We start from the raw sequence: 21,184 nt of genomic DNA, 5'->3' as shown, positions 1-21,184 counted from the left end.
ACGCGACCCACCAGATGAAAAAGCTCACCCTCGATGACCTGAAGAAGTTCCGCGATCACCTGCGGATTCCGGTTACTGACGAGCAGTTGGAGAAGGACCCGTACCAGCCTCCGTACTTCCACCCGGGCACCGATGCGCCCGAGATCCGGTACATGATGGAACGCCGTGCCCAGCTGGGCGGTTCTGTTCCTGAGCGCCGTTCCAAGCACCAGGAGATCGCCCTCCCCGAGGCAAAAACTTACGAGGTTGCCAAGCGCGGTTCCGGCAAGCAGCAAGCTGCCACCACCATGGCGTTTGTCCGGCTCCTCAAGGACCTCATGCGGGACAAGAACTTCGGCAAGCACATCGCGCCGATCATCCCCGATGAGGCCCGGACCTTCGGCATGGACGCGTTCTTCCCCACGGCGAAGATCTACAACCCCAAGGGCCAGAACTACCTGTCCGTGGACCGGGACCTGGTCCTGGCCTACAAGGAATCGGCCCAGGGCCAGCTGATCCACCCCGGCATCAACGAAGCCGGCGCCGTTGCGGCGTTTACGGCCGCCGGCACCGCCTACGCCACCCACGGCGTCCCGCTGATTCCGGTCTACGTGTTCTACTCCATGTTCGGTTTCCAGCGCACCGGTGACGCCTTCTGGGCCGCCGGGGACCAGATGGCCCGCGGCTTCATCATCGGCGCCACCGCCGGCCGGACCACTCTGACCGGTGAAGGCCTGCAGCACGCCGACGGCCACTCCCCATTGCTGGCCTCCACGAACCCGGCAGTGGTCACCTACGACCCGGCCTACGGGTACGAGATGGGCCACATCATCCGGGACGGCATCGAGCGCATGTATGGGCCCGATTCGGCTGACCGGAACCTGATGTACTACATCACGGTCTACAACGAGCCCATCACGCAGCCGGCGGAACCGGAGGATCTCGACGTGGAAGGTGTCCTCAAGGGCATCTACCTCGCGGCTCCGGCGAAGATCGACGGTCCCCGGACCCAGATCCTGGCCTCCGGCGTCTCGGTTCCCTGGGCCATTGAAGCCCAGCGGCTGCTCGCCGAGGACTGGGGCGTTTCCGCCGACGTCTGGTCCGTGACGTCCTGGAACGAACTGCGCCGCGACGGTATGGCTGCCGAGGAAGAGGCGTTCCTGAACCCGGGCAAGCCCGCCCGCGTCCCGTTCGTCACGCAGCAGCTTGCCGGTGCCACAGGGCCCGTAGTTGCGGTCTCGGACTATATGAAGGCCGTTCCGGACCAGATCCGCCAGTTTGTACCGAACGAGTTCGCGTCGCTCGGAGCTGACGGCTTCGGCTTCTCCGACACCCGTGCGGCTGCCCGCCGATTCTTCAAGAACGACATCCACTCCATCGTGGTCCGTTCTCTGGAACTGCTGGCCCGCCGTGGCGAAGTTGACGCCCTGGCCCCGGCCCAGGCAATCGAGAAATACAAGCTGCACAACGTCAACGCCGGCTCCACCGGCAACGCGGGCGGCGAGTCCTGATCAACTCCTGCTGACAGCGGAAATGAACGACGACGGCGACCCTCACCGAAAGGCGAGGGTCGCCGTCGTCGTTCCCTGGGTTTCTGTACAGGAGACCGCCTGTGATGCAGGTCCGACAAGGTTGTAGCCTTCGCACAAATGGAGCTTGCCGGGCAGGCACCGTATGCTCGAGGGATGCCAGAGCCAACCACCCCGCCCGTGAAGCGCAAGCCGTCCTCGCGCAGCATGACACCGGAGAAATCCGAAACCCTGAAAAAGCTCCGGGCAAGTGTGGGCCAGCTTTCCACCACCACCCTTCGCCAGCTGGAGAAATCGCTGCCGTGGTATTCCCGGCTCAGCTCCGATGAGCGCTCGGCGCTGGGAATGGTGGCGCAGAACGGCATCGCTGCGTTTGTCACCTGGTATGAGCGGCCCAGCTCGCCATCGTGGATCCTCTCCGACGTTTTTGGGACGGCCCCCACGGAGCTGACGCGTTCCATCAGCCTCCAGAAAGCGCTCCAGCTCATCCGGATCGTGGTTGAAGTGGTGGAAGACCAGGTGCCGGTGATCGCCCCCGAAGCTGACCAGCCCTCCCTCCGCGAGGCGGTACTGCGTTACTCACGGGAAGTGGCCTTCGCGGCGGCTGACGTCTACGCGAGGGCAGCAGAATCCCGCGGTTCCTGGGATACGCGGCTGGAAGCGCTGATCGTGGACGCCATCCTTCGTGGCGAAAACACGGACGCGCTGCGTTCCCGGATCGCCGCCCTGGGTTGGAAGGCACAGGAAAGGTTCACCGTAATGGTGGGCAATTCGCCGTCTGAACCCAGTGCCAGCTATGTCAGCGAGCTGCGTCGACTGGCGGGCCGCTACGCCGAGGATGCGCTGGTGGGTATCCAGGGCGACCGGCTGATTCTGATCCTTGGCGGCGTCCAGGACCGGGAGACCGCGTACCTGAAACTCAGCGAAATGTTCGCCCCCGGCCCGGTGGTCTACGGCCCGGAAGCCGGTTCCCTGTTGGAGGCCAGCGGATCAGCGCAGTCAGCCTTTGCCGGCCTGACCGCCGCGAGGGCGTGGCCCGCCGCTCCCCGGCCTGTAGCCGCCGATGATCTGTTGCCCGAACGCGTCATCTCGGGTGACGAAGCTGCGCGCCGATCCTTGGTGAAGAACATCTACCGTCCGCTGGTCGCGGCCTCCAACGGGCTGGTCGAGACCCTGGGCACGTACCTGGAGTTGGGTCATTCCCTCGAGGCAACTGCCCGTGAATTGTTTGTCCACGCCAACACCGTCAGGTACCGGCTCAAGCGCGTCTGCGACGTCACGGGCTGGGATCCGCTTCTTCCCCGGGAGGCGTTTGTCCTGCAGGCGGCGTTGGTAGTCGGCCGGCTTTCGGCACCGCCAAAAGCCCCGCAAGAGCGTCATCCGGCGCGGAATCAGACATAAGTCGTTGTAGACTTCCTACAATCTGACCCCTTGAGCTTGGTACAGACAAACACCCCTGGATGACCCCGTAATTTGGAAAGCTGGATACGTGCTTGCAATAGTCTGCCCTGGACAGGGCTCACAGACCCCGGGTTTTCTGGCCCCCTGGCTGGAACTGCCTTCGGTGGCAGGCCATTTGGCTACCCTCAGTGAGATCGCAGGCATCGACCTGACCGCCCACGGGACCACCTCTGACGAGGACACCATCAAGGACACCGCGGTCGCGCAACCCCTGATTGTTGCCGCCGGACTGGTCGCCGCAAAGTCGCTGTTCGACGTCGAGCTCGGCACGCTTCCGGTGATCCTTGCCGGTCACTCCGTTGGTGAAATCACCGCCTCGGCACTCGCCGGCGTGCTCACCGAGCAGGAAGCCATGACGTTCGTCCGTGAACGCGCCAACAGCATGGCCGCCGCCGCTGCCGTCACCCCCACCGGCATGAGTGCTGTGGTGGGCGGGGACCCTGCCGAGGTCCTGGCCGCCATCGAGGCTACCGGCGCAACACCGGCCAATGTCAATGGCGCGGGCCAGACCGTGGCAGCCGGAACCTTGAAACAGCTCAAGGCCCTTGCGGACAACCCGCCGGCCAAGGCACGCGTCATCCCGCTAAAGGTGGCCGGAGCGTTCCACACCTCACACATGTCCCCCGCCGTGAGCGCCCTTGAGGCGCTCAAGCCGGGCCTCAAGCCGCAGAAGCCTCAGGTGCCCCTGCTGTCGAACTTTGACGGCCGGGAAGTGACCGACGGCGGCGCCGCCGTCGGGAGCCTCATCGCGCAGGTCTCCCGGCCGGTCCGTTGGGACCTCTGCATGGAAACCCTTGTGCAGCGCGGCGTGACCGGTGTCATTGAGCTGGCTCCGGCCGGTACGCTGGCTGGGCTCGCAAAGCGCGGCATGCCCGGCGTCAAGACCGTTGCAGTAAAAACCCCGGACGACCTCACGGCCGCACTGGCACTCTTCGCAGAACTGGAGGGAAATGCATGAGCGTTCCCACGCTGAAACAGGTTCCCGTCAACGAATACAGCCGCATCATCGGCCTCGGGGCTTTCCGGCCTGACGTCATCGTCACCAACGACGACGTCTGCCAGTGGATTGATTCCTCGGACGAATGGATCCGCCAGCGGACCGGCATCGTGACCCGGCACCGGGCCGCTGCCGACGTCAGCGTCGTCGACATGGCAGAGGGCGCCGCCCGGGAGGCCCTGCAGCAGGCAGGCATCGAAGCGTCCCAGCTTGGTGCTGTCATCGTTTCCACCGTCACCCACCCTTACGCCACACCGTCGGCTGCCGCCGCCCTGGCGGACCGCATCGGTGCGACGCCGGCGCCTGCCTTCGATATCTCGGCCGCCTGCGCCGGATACTGCTATGGCATCGCCCAGGCTGATGCCCTGGTCCGTTCCGGCACCGCCACCTACGTGCTGGTGGTTGGCGCGGAGAAGCTTTCCGACGTCATCGACAACCGGGAACGCACCATCTCCTTCCTGCTGGGCGACGGCGCGGGTGCTGTTGTCATCGGCCCCTCGGACACCCCCGGAATCGGACCCTCGGTGTGGGGGTCGGACGGCAGCAAGTGGGACGCGATCGGCATGACCCGTTCCATCCTCGATGTCCGCGACCTCAGCATGGCGGCCCGCCAGTCCGACGAGCCGGGCGACTTTGCCCTCCTTGAAGAAGCGCAGGAACTCTATCCCACACTCCGCCAGGACGGGCAGACGGTCTTCCGCTGGGCGGTCTGGGAAATGGCAAAAATGGCACAGCAGGCCTTGGAGGCCGCTGGCGTCAAGGCTGAAGACCTCGTCGCCTTTATTCCGCACCAGGCAAACATGCGGATCATCGACGAGATGGTCAAGAAACTGGAACTTCCCGAATCCGTGACTGTGGCCCGGGACATCGCAGATGCCGGAAACACCTCGGCGGCCTCCATTCCCCTGGCCACCCACCGCCTGCTCAAGGAAAACCCTGAGCTCAGCGGCGGCCTCGCGCTCCAGATCGGCTTCGGCGCCGGGCTGGTCTTCGGTGCCCAGGTAATCGTCCTTCCTTAGGAACGTCCCACACAGGCCGCATCCGCGGACTGCACCGTTTCCGGCACCCCCTGCCGGCAATAACAAGAAAAGGAGCCATCAATGGCTAGCAACGAAGAGATCCTGGCCGGCTTGGCTGAAATCGTCAACGAAGAAACCGGTCTTGCCCCCGAGGCTGTGGAGCTGGACAAGTCCTTCACCGAGGACCTGGACATCGACTCCATCTCCATGATGACCATCGTGGTCAACGCCGAAGAGAAGTTCGGCGTGCGTATCCCGGACGAAGAGGTCAAGAACCTCAAGACCGTCGGCGACGCTGTCAGCTTCATCGCCGGCGCACAGGCCTAGTCAAGGATTCAGCCCCTTATGGCTGACTGGGCTGCCGGTCCGTGCTCAGGCCGGACCGGCAGCCCACCACATTTTTCGGCAGCCAACTGCCCCACACGCGGGACCCCGCCGGACAACCGGATACGGCCTGCCCACCGACAGAGAGTGATCCAATGACACGCAAAGTAGTCATTACCGGTCTGGGTGCCACGACGCCCATCGGCGGCGACGTACCCACCATGTGGAACAACGCGCTGAAAGGGGTCTCCGGCGCCCGCACGCTGGAAGACGACTGGGTTGCCAAATACGAACTGCCGGTTCACTTCGCTGCGCGCTGCTCCACTCCCGCCCTGGAGGTCCTGAGCCGCGTAGAGGCCAAGCGGATGGACCCCTCCACCCAGTTCGGTGTCATAGCTTCGCGTGAAGCCTGGGCAGATTCCGGCATCACCGAGATTGACCCCGACCGCCTTGCGGTCGCTTTCGCCACCGGCATCGGCGGCGTCTGGACCCTGCTGGACGCGTGGGACACGCTGAAGGAAAAAGGCCCGCGCCGCGTCCTGCCCATGACGGTGCCCATGCTGATGCCCAACGGCGTTGCAGCAGCCGTCAGCCTCGACCTTGGCGCCCGTGCCGGCGCCCACACCCCGGTTTCGGCCTGCGCGTCGGGCACGGAGGCCCTTCATTTGGGCCTGGAGCTGATCCGCTCCGGCAAGGCCGACGTAGTAATGTGCGGCGGCGCCGAGGCAGCCATCCACCCCATGCCTCTGGCCGCGTTCTCGTCCATGCAGGCGCTCTCCCGCCGCAACGACGACCCCCAGGGCGCCTCACGCCCTTACGATCTGGGCCGCGACGGCTTCGTGATGGGCGAAGGCGCCGGCGCGCTGGTGCTCGAAGCTGAAGAACACGCCATTGCCCGCGGCGCCCGCATTTATGGTGAACTGGCCGGCACCTCTGTTACGGCGGACGCGTACCACATCACAGCCCCGGACCCCCAGGGCCTGGGCGCCACCCGCGCGCTGAAGGCCGCCATGTTCGACGGCCGGATCCAGGCCGAGGACGTTGTGCACGTCAACGCGCACGCTACCTCCACTCCCGTAGGTGACAAGCCGGAGTACACGGCCCTCCGCTCGGCGCTGGGGAACCACCTCGACAACGTCGCGGTGTCCGCCACCAAGTCACAGATGGGCCACCTCCTGGGTGCCTCAGGTGCCGTGGAGGCCGTGCTCACTGTGCTGGCCGTGTACCACCGCAAGGCCCCGGTCACCATCAACCTTGAGAACCAGGACCCGGAGATCCCGCTCGACGTCGTCACGTCGGCGCGGGATCTGCCGGCGGGTGACATCGCGGCGCTGAGCAACTCGTTCGGCTTCGGCGGCCACAACGCCGTGATCGCTGTCCGCAGCGTGTAGCAGCAGCAAGGGAACAGCAAGTACCGCAGACAAAGCAGAGGCCCCGCCACGCGGCGGGCCTCTGCTTTTGCTATGGAGCGCCGCATTCCGATCCGGCACGGCTTATGCCGGGACAGCGGAGAGGTAGTACGACAGAGCGATGTCCGACGGCGATCAGCCCACCTGGTGCAGCCAGCGGACCGGTGCGCCCTCGGCTGCGTGGCGGAACGGCTCGAGCTCCTCGTCCCACGCCTCACCCAAGGCCAGGGAGAGCTCGTGGTACACGGCGGAAGGATCGCCGGCGCCCGATTCGTAGGCGTAACGGATGCGGTCCTCTGAGACCATGATGTTGCCGTGGACATCCGTCGTGGCGTGGAAGATTCCCAATTCGGGGGTATGCGACCAGCGGCCGCCGTCAACGCCCTGGCTCGGCTCTTCGGTGACCTCGTAGCGCAGATGGGCCCAACCGCGAAGGGAGGATGCCAGCAGCGATCCGGTGCCCGGGGTTCCTGTCCAGGAGAGTTCGGCGCGGAACATTCCGGGCGCGGCGGGTTGAGGGGTCCACTCTAGATCCGTCCGCTTGTCCACGACGGATCCAATGGCCCACTCAACGTGCGGGCACAGTGCTGTAGGGGCTGAGTGAACAAACAGCACACCGCGGGTCATTGCAACAGACATTCCATCCTCCATGGCTGTAGGTACGTCTTCCCCAACGACCTCTGCCTGGATGAAACTGCCCGGTGCTGTATGTTCCAGCGGTGGTGTTCCCTGCCTGATTATTAAGCTGTGTCCGGACTTGCGGGTGACGCACGAAGCGAAAGAGCTTCAAGCGAAACTTGAAAGTTGCCGGACGTGACTCTAATTGTGCCGTACGCCGCGTAATTACGCCAGTGCGATTCGGCATAGGTGACACGGTCCTGGAATTACCCCGCGTTGGCGGGAATCCCCGGTTCTCAGGCCCGGGGATGGGCCTGCTGGTAGCTGCTCCGGAGCCGCTCAACGGACACATGGGTGTAGATCTGCGTGGTGGCGAGGCTGCTGTGGCCCAGGATTTCCTGGACCGCACGAAGATCCGCGCCGCCATCAAGCAGGTGCGTTGCCGCAGTATGCCTCAGCGCGTGCGGACCGGTTGCTGAGGTGTCGCCCAAAGCTTCGAAGAGTGCATTCACCACGGTCCTGACGTGGCGCTGGTCAACACGGTTTCCTCTGGCGCCCAGGAAAAGCGCCGGTCCGCTGTGGCCGGTGGCCAGGAGCGGCCTGGCCCTGCGGAGCCAGTCGTCCACGGCCACAGCTGCCGGGACGCCGTAGGGAACCGTCCGTTCCTTGTTGCCTTTGCCGACCACCCGCAGGGTCCGGCGGTCCGGGTTGAGATCGTCCACATCCAAGGCGGCCAGCTCCCCCACCCTCAGCCCCGTGGCGTATAGGAGCTCCACCATGGCCCGGTTGCGCACCGGCACCGGTGACCCGTCAGCCGCGGCTTCTTCCAGACTGTTCAGCAGCCTGAGGAGTTGTTGGGACTGCAGCACCCCGGGCAGTGACTTTTCCGCTTTGGGAGCCCTGAGACGGAGGGCAGGATCGGTCTCGATGAGCTCTTCCCTCATGGCCCATGTGGTGAAGGAACGCGCTGTGGCGGATCTCCGCGCAAGGGTGGCCCGGGATATCCCGGCCTGGCTCTGCGCCCCGAGCCAGCGTCGGAGAGTACCCAGCTCCAGGCCCGGCAGATCCGTGACGCCCTCGGAGGCGGCGTATTCCAGGAGGCTTCGAAGATCGGACAGGTATGCCCGAAGGGTATGCCCGGACCGGGCCCGCTCGGCGGTCAGGTATCTGCCGAAGTCTGCAAGTGCCTGCTCAAACTCGAAGGTCAGTTCCTGATTCTCCACTCTTCCACTGTCCCAGAAGTCCGTGGGCAATGCCGTGCCGGACACAGCCAACTACACGGATTCCTTGGCCCGTTTCCAGCCGCCTCTTTCTGAAGCTGCGAGCCCCAGCAGGCCTAGCCTGCCTAACCCGGCCCGCACGGAGTCCGCGCTGAGGCCGGCAACTGCGCAGAGCTTGTCCACGGATGTGGTGGACCGCAACGGCAGGGCGTCAAGAAGTATCAGGTCCTCCAGGGTCAGTCCGTCATGGTCGGCCGCATGCGTGGATCCGGGCTCCGCAAGCCCCAGGCCGCTTGGGGAGGCCAACTCGGCGATCTCCGCGGCGTCAGTCACGCAGACAGCGCCGCCATCCCGGAGCAGCCGGTGGCAGCCGGCGGAGTTGGCGCTGTGCACCGACCCCGGTACAGCTCCCACCGCCCGTCCAAGGCTCTCCGCGTGGTGGGCCGTATTCAGCGCACCGGACCGCCAGCGGGCTTCCACCACAACCGTCACGGCAGCCAGGGCCGCGATCAGCCTGTTCCGCTGGAGAAAGCGGTAGCGGGTGGGCGCCGATCCCGGCGGCACCTCGGCGAGAACCGCTCCCTGGTTGCAGACCGCCCGCAGAAGATCCTCGTTTCCGGACGGGTAGAACCGGTCCACACCACCAGCCATCACCGCGATCGTAGGCACCGCCACTGATCCCCCGGCCAGTGCTGCCCGGTGCGCGTGGGCGTCGATGCCGTACGCGCCCCCGGAAACCACGGTGAAGCCCCGCTGTGCCAGGGAGTAGGCCAGGTCCCCGGTCACCGCCGCGCCGTAGCTGGTGCTGTCGCGGGACCCCACAAGCGCCACGCTCCGGGCGGGACCGGGAAGCTCCTGTTCCAAGCCCCGCCACCACAGACAGATGGGCTCCTGCATCCCAAGGTCGCCAAGCTGGGCAGGCCAGAGGTCGTCACCCGGGACAATCAGCCGGCCGCCAAGGCGTTCCATGGTGGCCAGGTCACGATCGGGCGCCAGATCCGGAATGCGGGGAGCCCAGCGTTTGAGGCAGGCAGCCATCCCCGCCCAGCTGGTTCCGGCGCCGTTGTCCGCCAGCAGTCCGGTGATCTCCCGCTCCAGTGCCGGGCCGGCGGCCGCCTGGCCCGTGGCAATTTTCAAGGCGTCGGGTGCGCCGGTAGCCTGCACGAGGGCCAGTCCGGCCGCGTCTTGGGGTTCCATCAGCCGCGAAAGGGCGGCCCGGGCGATCCGTTCGTTGTCCATGTGGTTCTCTTCCTTCACGCAGCTGCCGAGGCAGCCTGCCGGAGGCCAAGGGCCTGGCCGATGTCGTCGGTGTCGGGCATGTCGCGGTGCGACAGGTCCGCCAGTGTCCAGGCCAGCCGCAGGACCCTGTCATAACCCCTGGCGGTCAGCACGCCCCGCTCCAGTGAGTGGTCCAGGATCCGCGTGGCGCCGGCCGGCAACCGCAGGGCCCCGCGGAGAATCCGGCCGGGCACCTGCGAGTTCGTATCCATCCCGAGCGGCCGCAGCCGTTCGGCCTGCCGCCGGCGTGCGGCGCCGACCCGCCGGGCCACGGCGGCTGTATCTTCTTCGGCGCCCGCCTGGCCGAAGGCGGCCAGTGACACGCGCTCCACCTGCAGCTGGATATCAACCCGGTCCAGCAGCGGACCGGACATCCTGGCCACGTACCGGCGCCGCATCATCGGCGTACACGTGCAGTCCAGGCCTTTCCCCGAAGCCTTGCCGCAGGGACAGGGGTTGGCGGCAAGCACCAGCTGGAACCGTGCAGGATAGGCCGCTGTGCCTGCCGAGCGGTGTATGACCAGCTCCCCACTCTCCAGGGGCTGGCGAAGGGCGTCCAGGACCCGGCGTTCGTATTCCGGGGCCTCGTCCAGGAATAGGACCCCGCGGTGGGCCCGGGAGGCCGCACCCGGCCGGGGCAACCCCGATCCTCCACCGATGATGGCGGCCGCCGTGGCCGAATGATGCGGATTTTCGAACGGCGGCCGCCGCACAAGCTGAACGGCGGATGAGGGAAGACCGCAGAGCGAGTGGATGGCGGTGACTTCCATGGCCTCATTGTCAGCAAGGTCAGGCAGGAGACCGGGAAGTCTTTCGGCCAGCATGGTCTTGCCCGCTCCCGGGGGTCCGGTCAGGAGCAGATGGTGTGCCCCGGCCGCGGCCACCTCGAGTGCACGTCTGGCTTCGCCCTGGCCGGAGACGTCTGCCATGTCAGGTACTGTCTGAGCCCCCGGTTCGGAATAGCAGTGCGCGGCCTCGTCCTCCGGTTCGAAGTCCAGTGCGAGCTCCTGCGGGTCGGCACCGAAATCGAGCGCAAGCCGCGCCAGCGTCCGGTATCCGCGGACGTTGGCTCCGGGAACCAGTGACGCCTCGCCGAGGTTGGCGTGTGCCACCACCACGTCCGGATAGCCGGCCTGCACCGATGCCATCACTGCCGGCAGGATCCCGCGCACCGGCCGCAGCCGGCCATCCAACCCGAGTTCGGCAATGAAGACGGTCTGTCCGGTGGGCTTGATGTCATTCGCGGCCCTCAGGACTGCCATGGTCACGGCAAGGTCGAAGCCGGAACCACGTTTGGGCAGCGACGCCGGGATGAGGTTGGCCGTGATCTTCCGCCGGCTTAACGGAATTCCGGAATTTTTTGCAGCGGAACGTATCCGCTCCTTGGCTTCGTTGAGCGCGGCATCCGGCAGGCCCAGGATCACAAATGCCGGCAAAGTCTGGCCGATGTCGGCTTCCACCTCGACAATGTACCCGTTCAAACCCACCAGCGCCACGGAGTAGGCCCGGCCCAGCGCCATCTACCCCACCCCTTTGAGGTGTTCCACCAGGGGTTCGCCGGCGCCGTCGTCCACCACGGCAATGACGTCCACGCGCCGTAGCGGCATCCGCAGCTCCCGGTCCCGGCACCACGCCGAACCAAGCCGATGCAGCCGGGCGAGTTTGTCCGGCCCCACGGCTTCGAACGGGTGCCCATAGTCCAGGGAACGGCGGGTCTTTACCTCTGCAATCACCAAGGAGTCCCCGTCGAGGGCCACAATGTCTATTTCACCTTCGGTGCAGCGCCAGTTGCGTTCCACCACCAGCATGCCGAGCGATTCAAGATAGCCGGCAGCGAGCTCCTCGCCGCGCCGGCCCAACAGGTCTTTGGATTTCATTTCTACCTCCGCAACCAGCCTGCAATGGCAGGACAGCAGAGGACAGGAGGCTACTGGTGTATGTGCGTAACCTCGGAAAATCGCCCCAATACAGCAGTGCTGTGGAGGAACAGTGGGCCTGCCTCAGTTGCCGAGGTCAACATCCTTCGGCAGCGCGAGTTCCTCGTTGCGGGGCAGTTCTTCGACGTTGACATCCTTGAACGTCAGGACGCGGACAGTCTTGACGAACCGTGCCGAACGGTACACATCCCACACCCAGGCATCCTGCAAAGTCAGATCGAAGTAGACTTCGCCGTCGGCGCTTCGGGCCTGCAGGTCAACGTGGTTTGCAAGGTAAAAGCGGCGTTCGGTCTCGACAACGTAGCTGAAGAGCCCGACAACATCGCGGTATTCCCGGTAGAGCTGCAGCTCCATGTCGGTTTCATAGTTTTCAAGATCCTCAGCACTCATGCTTCCATCTTGCACTATCCGGGGCGCCGCACTCGCAGCGTCCGCGCCCCATGAGCCCTACACCAGTGCGACAGGCACCAGAACGGCAAGGAATCAGAATTCGCCGCCCAGGAGGTTCCAACTGACCCGGTGGTACGGCGTGGCGCCAGCAGCGCGGAGCGCGTCCCGGTGAATTGCGGTGGCGTAGCCCTTGTTGACGTCCCAGCCAAACTCCGGGTACTCACTGTGCAGGCCGCGCATCTGCTCGTCGCGTTCCACCTTCGCAATCACGCTGGCGGCGGCCACGCTCAGGCACTGCATGTCCGCCTTGACCTTCGTGTGGACGGGGGCAGTGCATGCGAAGCCGACCGGTGGCTCGTCAAACAGGGAAGGCTGCCCGGCGGGCGAGAGCCAGTTGTGACTGCCATCGAGGAGCACCACATCCGGGCTGATGCCAGCCGCAAGGATGTCCTGCCAGGCGCGTGTACCGGCCAGCCGCAGCGCAGCAATGATGCCCAACGCGTCGATCTCGCGCGCGGAAGCGTGCCCGACGGCGGACGCAACGCTCCAGCGTCGGACCAGGGGTTCCAGCCTCTCCCGTTCGGCGGGGCTGAGCAGCTTGCTGTCCCGCACACCGGCCAAGGACTTCTGGGTGTGGAGGTCCACGACGGCGATCCCGACGCTAACAGGTCCTGCCAGCGCTCCGCGTCCCACTTCGTCCACGCCCGCCAGGTAGCGGGCGCCTTGCGCTTTGAAGGTCCGCTCGTGCCGCAGTGTCGGTGCTTTGGAGCGGACCCTGGACGTAAGGCGGGCCGGAGCCGTGGCTGAGGCCGGAGCCGGAGCCGGAATGGCCGGCCTCACTGCGGACACTGCTAGCCTCCCGCAGGCACGTTCCGGAAGACGGCCGGATAGTTGTCAAGGACCGTGATCCGGTTCAGCGGCCACGCGATGACGGCGGCTTTGCCTTCCACGTCCACGAGGTCGACGAATCCGCCATTGGACTCCATGTGCGAACGGGAATCCGCGGAGTGGTTCCGGTTATCGCCCATGACCCAGACCTTTCCTTCCGGAACAACGACGTCGAAGGCACGGATCTGCGGCACTTCAGCCCCGTTGACATAGGTCTCATCAAGAGGGGATCCGTTGATGGTCAGTTTACCGCCGTCATCGCAGCAGATCACCTCGTCACCGGGGAGCCCGATCACTCGTTTGACGAGGTGCTGCTCGGAGTTGTCCGGGAGCAGTCCCACAAATGTCAGGCCGTCCTGGACCCAGGTGAATGGTCCCTTCGCTTCATCCGGCACGGTGCTCAGCCAGCCCTTGGTGTCACGGAACACCACAACGTCGCCGCGAGAGAGGGAAAACGGCTCCGGAACAAGAAGGTTCACGAAGATGCGGTCGTTGACGTCCAGGGTGCTGACCATGGATTCTGACGGAATATAGAACGCGCGGAACAGGAAGGTCTTGATCAGGAAGGACAGCACCACGGCGATCACTACCACTGTGGCAACCTCCTTCAGCCAGACAAAGAGCTGGCTGGGCGCGGCGGGCTCTGTAGTCGGAGCCGCGGATCGCCTGCCGGACAATGGCGCCGACGGGCTGCCGACCGCCACATCATCTGAGTCGCCGCGGTTGGCAATAACGTCTTCGGCAATCACACCGTCGGAGGTCCTGCCGCCGGAAATCGTATTGGCGGACATACCGTCGGCGTCGGCACCGGGGGCGCCGTCGCGAGGCGGCTCGGGTGTCCGGGCATTGTTCTCGGGCATTTACTGTGCGTCCTCTGTTGTTGATCCTGCCGCTGGCGGCCGTAGTACTGCAGCAAATCTATCAAGTGGCCAGACGATCTGGACCGGCCTGCCGATGACACGGTCCATCGGCACCATGCCACCGCCGGGCGCACCGAGCAGGCTGCGCGAATCAGCAGATGCCGAGCGATGGTCACCGAGCAGCCACAGTCTCCCGTCCGGCACCACCGCGCTGAAGTTCTGCTTGCTTGGGCTGTCTCCGTCGAACAGGTACGGCTCATCGAGTGCCTCACCGTTGACGGTGATCTTTCCGCCTGCATCGCAGCAGACCACGGTCTCCCCCGGCAGGCCAATCACTCGCTTCACATATGTGGTGTCACTGCCGGCCAGGCCTAGCCACTGACCAGCCGCGGCCACGGAATCCAGAAGGGGGCCCTTCCCACTGTTCAGGGGAGCGAACGATCCCCTGCCATCGAAGACCACAATGTCGCCTCGCCGGATGGGTTCGGTGTGGAAGTCTGTCCTTGAGACCAGGATACGGTCCCCGTCCGCAAGGACCGGCTCCATGGATTCGGACGGAATGTAGTAGACATCCAGCAACAGGGAACGGACCAGGCCGCTGACAGCCACGGCCAGGAGAACCGCCAGAAACACAAAACGCCAGCCCATTCTTCTGGGCTGGCGTTTTGTCTGGTCCATGATCCGTATTCCTGGGGCGCTGTTGCGAAGGGCTCCGGCGCTGGCCTGGTCCGGCTGGGGCCTGCGTTGTAGGTCCCTGGGGACTTACTTCTTGGGCTGGAAGTCGCGCTTTTCCTTGATCTTTGCAGCCTTGCCGCGCAGATCGCGCATGTAGTACAGCTTTGCGCGACGCACGTCACCCTTGGAGACGACCTCGATCTTGTCGATGATCGGGGAGTGTACCGGGAAGGTACGCTCCACACCGACGCCGAAGGAGACCTTGCGGATGGTGAAGGTTTCTCGCAGACCGTCGCCGTGGCGGCCCAGGACGAAGCCCTGGAATACCTGGACACGGGAGTTCTTGCCTTCGATGATGTTCACGTGAACCTTAAGGGTGTCACCCGCGCGGAAGACGGGAACATCGGTGCGCAGCGAGGCTGCATCTACGGAATCGAGAATATGCATGATTGCACTCCTGGTGAACGCCACTGGTCATTCACTTTGGGTCACGGCGGGCAAGCCCGGAAGCCCCGGGAATTACCGCCGAAAGTTAAGTGGGTCCGGTTCCTTCACTGATTGAAGGTCCCGGGGTGTCCAGCTGTTGGTGGCGCTCCCCCTGTGGCAGGTGCGGACCCAGCAGACACAAAGACTAATTTTGCCACACTCACGGGCCTACAGCCAATCGCCGCCGACCGCTGCCGCGCCGGTTCAGGCTGACGGGTCGGTTCCGGCGTCGTGGGTGGTCCCGGCCTGCCGCCGCGCCCGGAGGTGACCGTCGACGACGTCGTACCCGAGGTCGCCAAAAGCCGTCCGGTCCGCACGTGGCAGCTTCCCGGCGTCGAACGTTTCCAGCAGGTCCGGGCGGCGTTTCGCCGTCCGCCGGTACTGCTCGTGGCGGCGCCACTGAGCGATCTTCCCGTGGTTGCCGCTCAGCAGAACGGCCGGGACCTCCCTGCCCCGCCAACTGGAGGGCTTGGTGTATACGGGGTATTCCAGCAGCCCGTCCGAATGTGACTCTTCCACCAACGAATCAGGGTTGCCCACCACGCCCGGCAGCAGCCTGCCGATGGCTTCGACCATCGCCAGAACGGCCACTTCGCCGCCGTTCAGGACATAGTCGCCAAGGCTCATGGGGCGAACTGTGAAGTGCTCTTCCGCCCACTCGGTGACACGCTCGTCAATGCCCTCATAACGACCGCAGGCGAAAACCAGCTGGTCCTCTTCGGCGAGCTCATACGCCAGGGCCTGGCTGAAGCGCTCCCCGGCCGGCGAAGGGACGATCAGTACCGGCCTGGCGGGCTTTCCCCCTGCGGCCTCGGCGTCTGCTTCGGCTTGACCGGCGCCGGCGCCGGCGCCGGCGCCGGCGACAGCAGCCAACGCCTGCGCCCACGGCTCGGGCTTCATCACCATGCCGGCACCGCCGCCGTACGGAGTGTCGTCCACTGAACGGTGCCTGTCCGTGGTGAAATCACGCAAATCATGGACTCGCAGGTCCAGCAGGCCGTCCTGGCGGGCCTTGCCGATGAGCGAGAGTTCCAGGGGCGCCAGGTACTCCGGGAAGATACTGACGACGTCAATTCTCATCTACGCGTTTTCCTCCGGGGCACCGGTAGAGGCTTCGGCATCGTTGACCTCAAAGAGTCCGTCCGGCGGCGTCAGCAGGACGAAACCGTCGGCCACATTGACCTCGGGAACGATCTGCTCCACGAACGGGACCAGGATTTCCTTGCCGTCCGGTGTTTCAACCACGAGCAGGTCCTGGACAGGCAACGTGTGCAGGGCGGCGACCTTGCCGACTACCCGCGAACCCACACGGGCTTCGAGCCCCACGAGCTCGTGCTCGTACCAGCCTTCGTCGTCGTCCTCGTCCAGCTCTTCGGTTTCGATGAAGAGCTTGGCGCCACGCAGGGTCTCTGCCTGGTTGCGGGTTTCGATTCCCTCGAACGCGAGAAGCAGGATGTCCTTGTTCCACCGCGCGCTCTCAACAATGAGGGCGCCGGCGGATGCAGGCTCCACCACAAACTCCGTACCGGGAACGAACCGGTCCCCGGGAGCGTCGGTCAGCACCTGGACCGTCACTTCGCCGCGAATTCCATGCGGTTTTCCGATTCGTGCCACCTGAAGCTGCATCTGTTCCTCTGTCTGTGATCGTGCCCGGATTAGGCGATGTGGTCAAAGCACTCCGGCCCCTCCACCGTTGCTGGTGGAAGGGCCGGAGCAAAAAACTGATGTTGCCGAGCGCTTAGCGGCGGCGGTCGGTGTCGACGACGTCGACCCTGACCGGTTCGCCGTCTGCCAGTGCTGCCACAACGGTGCGCAATGCCCGTGCGGTACGGCCCTGGCGGCCGATCACCCGTCCCAGGTCATCCTGATGAACACGAACCTCGAGGGTGTCCCCGCGGCGGTTGTTCTTCGAGCTGACCTTGACATCGTCAGGCGAATCAACGATTCCCCGGACGAGGTGTTCGAGCGCTTCTGCCAGCAATCTACTCAGCCTCGGTGGTCTCTGCTTCGGCCGGGGCCTCGGCTGCGTCAGACTGCTTTGACTTCTTGGTGATGGCTTCCGGGATAATCACGGAACCCTTCTCCGGGGCAACAAAGGCAACCTTCGGAGCTTTCGTCTTCAGGGTGCCTTCCTGGCCCGGGAGGCCCTTGAACTTCTGCCAGTCACCGGTGATCTTGAGGATCGCGGCAACCTGCTCGGACGGCTGTGCGCCGACGCCGAGCCAGTACTGGGCACGGTCCGTGTCAACCTCGATGTATGAGGGCTCTTCGGTGGGGTGGTACTTGCCGATCTCTTCGATGGCACGGCCGTCACGCTTGGAGCGTGCGTCCATGACGACGATGCGGTAGTACGGTGCGCGCATCTTGCCAAAGCGCTTAAGGCGAATCTTTACGGCCACTTTTGTGGTCACTCCTGTTTCAGAAAAGGGGTAAACCGACGTTCTGCACCCGTGGGGCGGGCCATACTTGAGGGTTCAAAGGACAGGATCCAGACGCGGAGAGAGGGGCCACGCAGATCGAGTACCTGTTTATTGTGCCAGATCGGCGTCCGGATTTCGACTTGACACGTATGAATGGAGCATCGGGGCGGACCCGGCAGACCACGTCCGGCCTAGGACGACCAGACGTAGACCCCGGTGCGCGCGGCGTCGTCGATCGAGTTCGCCAGCTCGGCGACCTTCTGGACGTACGTCCGGGCCTCGGCCATGCCGAAGGGCATGTCATCCTGGGCGGCCCACTTTTCAGCGACGTCATCCAGGACATTACCCTCCCCCTCAGTCTCATAGCTGAGCAGGTCCGCCAGCGCACGCACCATGGCCGGCGGAACCCCGAGGAGGGAATCACTCGCCACGTCTACCATGGCCAATTCATAGTCCGCGCCGCCGGCGTGCACCGCAGCACCGGCAAGATCGCCAAGCTGCTCGATTTCGAAATCGCTGATTCCGGGAATCCGCAGACCCTGGCCCGCCGGGGAGCCACCCGCATCCAGGACGCCGGCCCGCTTCAGCGCGGCATCGTGAGTGGAAACAAAAATTTCAGTGAAGCCCATGGGAACAGCCCTTATTCCGTCGACGGTGCGGCCCGGAAGGGCTGCATCAGGTGCCGCCCCGGCCGTTCAGAATCAGCCTAGTACAAGGCAGGCCGCACCTTTGGCATCCGCACTCAGCGGACGGCGACACGGATATTGTTGCGCCACGGGTCCTCGAAGCGAAGCACGGCGCCCGTGTGGTGCGAGGCTACACCGGCGACCTTCAGGCGGTCGGCGAGCGCTCCGACGTCATCCCCGGAAGGGACCTCGATGAGCACTTCGCCAAGGCCCAGGGTGTCCTTGCGGGCACCGGCTCCGCGGCTGTTCCAGACGTTCATGGCCATGTGATGGTGATACCGGCCAGCGGAGACAAACAGCGCCTGCCCGTGCCAGCCGGCGGTCTTTTCGAAGCCCAGCGTGCCCACGTAGAAATCGTGCGCTGACTGGACGTCGCCCACCTGGAGGTGGACGTGGCCCACGCCGGCTTCGCTGGCCCGCTGGCCGGTCACGGATTCCTGGGTCAGGTGCTGCTCGAGGTAGCGCTGCGGCGGCAGTGCCAGGCTGTCCATCACTACAGCCTTCCCGTTCCAGGACCAGTTTTCGCGGGGCCTGTCCCAGTACAGTTCGATGCCGTTGCCTTCGGGGTCATTGAAGTAGAAGGCCTCGCTGACGAGGTGGTCGGCACTGCCGGTGAAGGACCGGGGTTCGTATTGGGCTGCAGAGGCCACCGTGGCAGCCAGCGATGCCTGGTTGTCAAAGAGCAGCGCGGTGTGGAACAGCCCGGCCTCTCCCCTGCCAGGCAGGATCAGCGAAGGGGCGGCCGCGAGATGGACGAGAGGGCGTTGAAGGCGGCCAAGGTAGACGCCGCCGTCCTCTTCGGCCACAACCTCCAGGCCGAGTGCGCGCTGGTAATAGTCGGTCATGAGCTTCATGTCGCCCACCTTGAGCATGACGGTGCCCATGGAGAGGTCGGCGGGAAGGAGATCCCGGCTGGTGGCTTCTGCAGTCATTGAACGCTCCCGGTCCGTTGGCCTTCGGGGCGAAGGCGGCCATACCTCTAATTTACTTGAAGCTTCAATTTAATTCAAGTGGCTGGACGGGCAGATTGCGATCCCGGTCCTGTGATTGCCGTCACCGGCCACCCTCGGCCTGTGGTATTTTCGAGTTGACCACACGGGAGCCCCTTGCAGGGGCTGAGATCGGGCTGACGCCGCCTGCGACCGTTGAACCTGTCCGGGTAATGCCGGCGAAGGAAGTGAGTATTCATTGAATACACAAGAAACACAGTTGATCCCTGCCCACAGTGACGCCGACGAGGATCACACGCTCCAGCCTGACACCCAGTCACTGAAGTCCCACTCGCTGGCGTTCATCACGGATGACGCCACCGGGATCCGGGTTCCCGTGACCGAGATCGCGCTGGAACCGTCGCCGAACGGCTCGGCGAACGGGCCTTTCCGGACCTACCGCACGGCCGGGCCGGGCAGCGATCCGGTGGTGGGCCTTAACCCGTTCCGCTCGGAGTGGATCACCGCCCGCGGCGACACCGAGCCCTACAGCGGCCGGGAACGGAACCTGCTCGACGACGGCAAGTCGGCCGTGCGGCGCGGCGCAGCCTCTGCGGAGTGGAAGGGGGCACAGCCCGTGCCCCGCCGCGCCGTCGACGGCCGGAACGTCACCCAGATGCACTACGCACGGCAGGGTGTGGTGACCACCGAGATGCAGTTCGTTGCCCTTCGCGAGAACTGTGACGTGGAACTGGTTCGCAGCGAAGTCGCTGCCGGCCGCGCCATCATCCCCAACAACATCAACCACCCGGAATCCGAACCGATGATTATCGGCAAGGCCTTTCTGGTCAAGATCAACGCCAATATCGGCAACTCCGCGGTGACCAGCTCCATTGCCGAGGAAGTGGACAAACTCCAGTGGGCCACCCAATGGGGCGCCGACACGGTGATGGACCTCTCCACCGGCGATGACATCCACACCACGCGGGAATGGCTCATCCGCAACTCCCCCGTGCCCATTGGCACGGTGCCCATCTACCAGGCCTTGGAGAAGGTCAATGGCGAGGCCAACGCACTGACGTGGGAAATCTTCCGCGACACCGTCATTGAGCAGTGCGAGCAGGGCGTGGACTACATGACTATCCACGCCGGTGTGCTGCTGCGTTACGTGCCGCTGACGGCCAACCGCGTCACCGGCATCGTCTCAAGGGGCGGTGCGATCATGGCGGGCTGGTGCCTGGCCCACCACCAGGAGAACTTCCTCTACACGCACTTCGACGAGCTGTGCGAGATCTTCGCCAAGTACGACGTCGCGTTCTCCCTGGGCGACGGACTGCGCCCGGGAGCGACGGCGGACGCCAACGACGCCGCCCAGTTTGCCGAGTTGGACACGCTCGCGGAGCTTACGCAGCGGGCCTGGGAATTCGATGTGCAGGTCATGGTGGAGGGTCCCGGGCACGTCCCGTTCCACCTGGTGCGGGAGAACGTGGAACGCCAGCAGGAACTCTGCAAGGGCGCCCCGTTCTACACGCTGGGGCCGCTGGTTACGGACATTGCCCCGGGCTACGACCACATCACGTCCGCCATCGGCGCCACCGAAATCGCCCGGTACGGCACCGCCATGCTTTGTTACGTCACGCCCAAGGAGCACCTTGGCCTGCCGAACAAGGACGACGTGAAGACCGGGGTGATCACCTACAAGATCGCTGCCCATGCAGCCGACCTGGCCAAGGGCCACCCCGGCGCCCATGAACGGGACGATGCCCTGTCCAAGGCCCGGTTCGAGTTCCGCTGGCGCGACCAGTTCGCGCTGTCCCTTGACCCGGTCACGGCGGAGGCCTTCCATGACGAGACGTTGCCGGCCGAGCCGGCGAAAACGGCGCACTTCTGCTCCATGTGCGGCCCGAAGTTCTGCTCGATGAAGATCAGCCAGGACATCAGGGACGAATATGGTTCCGCAGATTCGCAGGCGGCCATCGCCGAGGCCTACAGCGGGATGCGCGAAAAGAGTGCGGAGTTCCTGGCCGCCGGCGGGAAGGTCTACCTCCCGGAGCTTCGGATTCCGGCCGGGAGCTGACG

At 65.0% G+C, this 21,184-nt stretch carries 22 protein-coding genes, 1 pseudogene and 1 riboswitch; of the genes and pseudogenes, 7 read left to right on the top strand and 16 right to left on the bottom strand.

The window, feature by feature from the left end:
* The 6 genes and pseudogenes from QK290_RS01975 to QK290_RS01950 form a co-directional block, all read left to right on the top strand.
* Nucleotides 1-1,490, top strand: a pseudogene (locus QK290_RS01975) (pyruvate dehydrogenase (acetyl-transferring), homodimeric type); the annotation flags it as partial.
* A gap of 174 nt (nt 1,491-1,664) precedes the next feature.
* The gene (locus QK290_RS01970; protein ID WP_282329059.1) at nt 1,665-2,909 is read left to right on the top strand and encodes a PucR family transcriptional regulator; all 1,245 of its coding nucleotides are present in this window, start codon (nt 1,665-1,667) and stop codon (nt 2,907-2,909) included.
* An 88-nt stretch (nt 2,910-2,997) separates the two neighbouring features.
* Complete coding sequence (locus QK290_RS01965) at nt 2,998-3,927, top strand: ACP S-malonyltransferase (protein ID WP_282329058.1); 930 nt, start codon at nt 2,998-3,000, stop codon at nt 3,925-3,927.
* A complete protein-coding gene (locus QK290_RS01960) occupies nt 3,924-4,985 on the top strand; it encodes a beta-ketoacyl-ACP synthase III (RefSeq protein ID WP_282329057.1) in 1,062 nt (353 codons plus the stop codon). Before QK290_RS01965 ends, QK290_RS01960 begins: the two co-directional genes overlap by 4 nt.
* 81 nt (nt 4,986-5,066) lie before the next feature.
* Nucleotides 5,067-5,312, top strand: a complete 246-nt coding sequence (locus QK290_RS01955; RefSeq protein WP_009359314.1) for an acyl carrier protein — start codon at nt 5,067-5,069, stop codon at nt 5,310-5,312.
* Between the two features lie 152 nt (nt 5,313-5,464).
* Nucleotides 5,465-6,700 carry a beta-ketoacyl-[acyl-carrier-protein] synthase II gene (locus QK290_RS01950; protein WP_282329056.1) on the top strand — a complete coding sequence of 412 codons (1,236 nt, stop codon included), beginning with the start codon at nt 5,465-5,467 and terminating at the stop codon, nt 6,698-6,700.
* A gap of 153 nt (nt 6,701-6,853) precedes the next feature.
* Here the strand turns inward: QK290_RS01950 and QK290_RS01945 are convergent, their stop codons facing one another.
* From QK290_RS01945 to QK290_RS01870, 16 genes are all read right to left on the bottom strand, one after another.
* Entirely contained in the window at nt 6,854-7,357 is a 504-nt protein-coding gene (locus QK290_RS01945) for a DUF3145 domain-containing protein (protein ID WP_056349065.1), read from the bottom strand.
* A 275-nt stretch (nt 7,358-7,632) separates the two neighbouring features.
* Complete coding sequence (locus QK290_RS01940) at nt 7,633-8,559, bottom strand: tyrosine recombinase XerC (RefSeq protein WP_282329055.1); 927 nt, start codon at nt 8,557-8,559, stop codon at nt 7,633-7,635.
* A 51-nt stretch (nt 8,560-8,610) separates the two neighbouring features.
* Complete coding sequence (dprA, locus tag QK290_RS01935; RefSeq protein WP_282329054.1) at nt 8,611-9,795, bottom strand: DNA-processing protein DprA; 1,185 nt, start codon at nt 9,793-9,795, stop codon at nt 8,611-8,613.
* A gap of 14 nt (nt 9,796-9,809) precedes the next feature.
* Complete coding sequence (locus QK290_RS01930; RefSeq protein ID WP_282329053.1) at nt 9,810-11,354, bottom strand: YifB family Mg chelatase-like AAA ATPase; 1,545 nt, start codon at nt 11,352-11,354, stop codon at nt 9,810-9,812.
* Nucleotides 11,355-11,711 (bottom strand): YraN family protein, encoded by a 357-nt coding sequence (locus QK290_RS01925; protein ID WP_185260822.1) that lies wholly within the window; start codon nt 11,709-11,711, stop codon nt 11,355-11,357.
* 123 nt (nt 11,712-11,834) lie between these two features.
* On the bottom strand, nt 11,835-12,161 hold the full coding sequence (locus QK290_RS01920) for a DUF2469 domain-containing protein (protein WP_111909356.1): 327 nt from the start codon (nt 12,159-12,161) through the stop codon (nt 11,835-11,837).
* Nucleotides 12,162-12,254: 93 nt separating this feature from the next.
* Nucleotides 12,255-12,914, bottom strand: coding sequence for a ribonuclease HII (locus tag QK290_RS01915; RefSeq protein ID WP_282329078.1), 660 nt, complete (start codon nt 12,912-12,914; stop codon nt 12,255-12,257).
* A gap of 98 nt (nt 12,915-13,012) precedes the next feature.
* Entirely contained in the window at nt 13,013-13,909 is an 897-nt protein-coding gene (gene lepB / locus QK290_RS01910) for a signal peptidase I (protein ID WP_282329052.1), read from the bottom strand.
* Complete coding sequence (gene lepB / locus QK290_RS01905) at nt 13,910-14,587, bottom strand: signal peptidase I (protein WP_282329051.1); 678 nt, start codon at nt 14,585-14,587, stop codon at nt 13,910-13,912.
* An 84-nt stretch (nt 14,588-14,671) separates the two neighbouring features.
* On the bottom strand, nt 14,672-15,031 hold the full coding sequence (gene rplS, locus QK290_RS01900) for a 50S ribosomal protein L19 (protein WP_056349088.1): 360 nt from the start codon (nt 15,029-15,031) through the stop codon (nt 14,672-14,674).
* Nucleotides 15,032-15,274: 243 nt separating this feature from the next.
* Nucleotides 15,275-16,150 (bottom strand): tRNA (guanosine(37)-N1)-methyltransferase TrmD, encoded by an 876-nt coding sequence (gene trmD / locus QK290_RS01895; RefSeq protein WP_282329050.1) that lies wholly within the window; start codon nt 16,148-16,150, stop codon nt 15,275-15,277.
* Nucleotides 16,151-16,696 (bottom strand): ribosome maturation factor RimM, encoded by a 546-nt coding sequence (gene rimM / locus QK290_RS01890; protein ID WP_282329049.1) that lies wholly within the window; start codon nt 16,694-16,696, stop codon nt 16,151-16,153.
* A gap of 112 nt (nt 16,697-16,808) precedes the next feature.
* Nucleotides 16,809-17,051, bottom strand: a complete 243-nt coding sequence (locus QK290_RS01885) for an RNA-binding protein (RefSeq protein WP_160671756.1) — start codon at nt 17,049-17,051, stop codon at nt 16,809-16,811.
* 1 nt (nt 17,052) lies between these two features.
* Nucleotides 17,053-17,469 (bottom strand): 30S ribosomal protein S16, encoded by a 417-nt coding sequence (gene rpsP, locus QK290_RS01880; protein ID WP_111909386.1) that lies wholly within the window; start codon nt 17,467-17,469, stop codon nt 17,053-17,055.
* Between the two features lie 212 nt (nt 17,470-17,681).
* On the bottom strand, nt 17,682-18,119 hold the full coding sequence (locus QK290_RS01875) for a hypothetical protein (RefSeq protein WP_282329048.1): 438 nt from the start codon (nt 18,117-18,119) through the stop codon (nt 17,682-17,684).
* 113 nt (nt 18,120-18,232) lie between these two features.
* Entirely contained in the window at nt 18,233-19,108 is an 876-nt protein-coding gene (locus tag QK290_RS01870; protein ID WP_282329047.1) for a VOC family protein, read from the bottom strand.
* 153 nt (nt 19,109-19,261) lie between these two features.
* Nucleotides 19,262-19,370: riboswitch (TPP riboswitch) on the top strand.
* Between QK290_RS01870 and thiC the strand changes: the two genes are divergently transcribed.
* Nucleotides 19,365-21,182: a phosphomethylpyrimidine synthase ThiC gene (gene thiC, locus QK290_RS01865; RefSeq protein ID WP_282329046.1), complete on the top strand. Its 1,818-nt coding sequence runs from the start codon at nt 19,365-19,367 to the stop codon at nt 21,180-21,182. (Overlaps the previous riboswitch by 6 nt.)
* Nucleotides 21,183-21,184: the final 2 nt, after the last annotated feature.

This window comes from Pseudarthrobacter sp. AL07, from assembly GCF_029960665.1.
Classification (GTDB): Bacteria; Actinomycetota; Actinomycetes; order Actinomycetales; family Micrococcaceae; genus Arthrobacter.
Note: the sequence above shows the minus strand (reverse complement) of the source record. Positions and strands in the feature narration are given on the sequence as shown.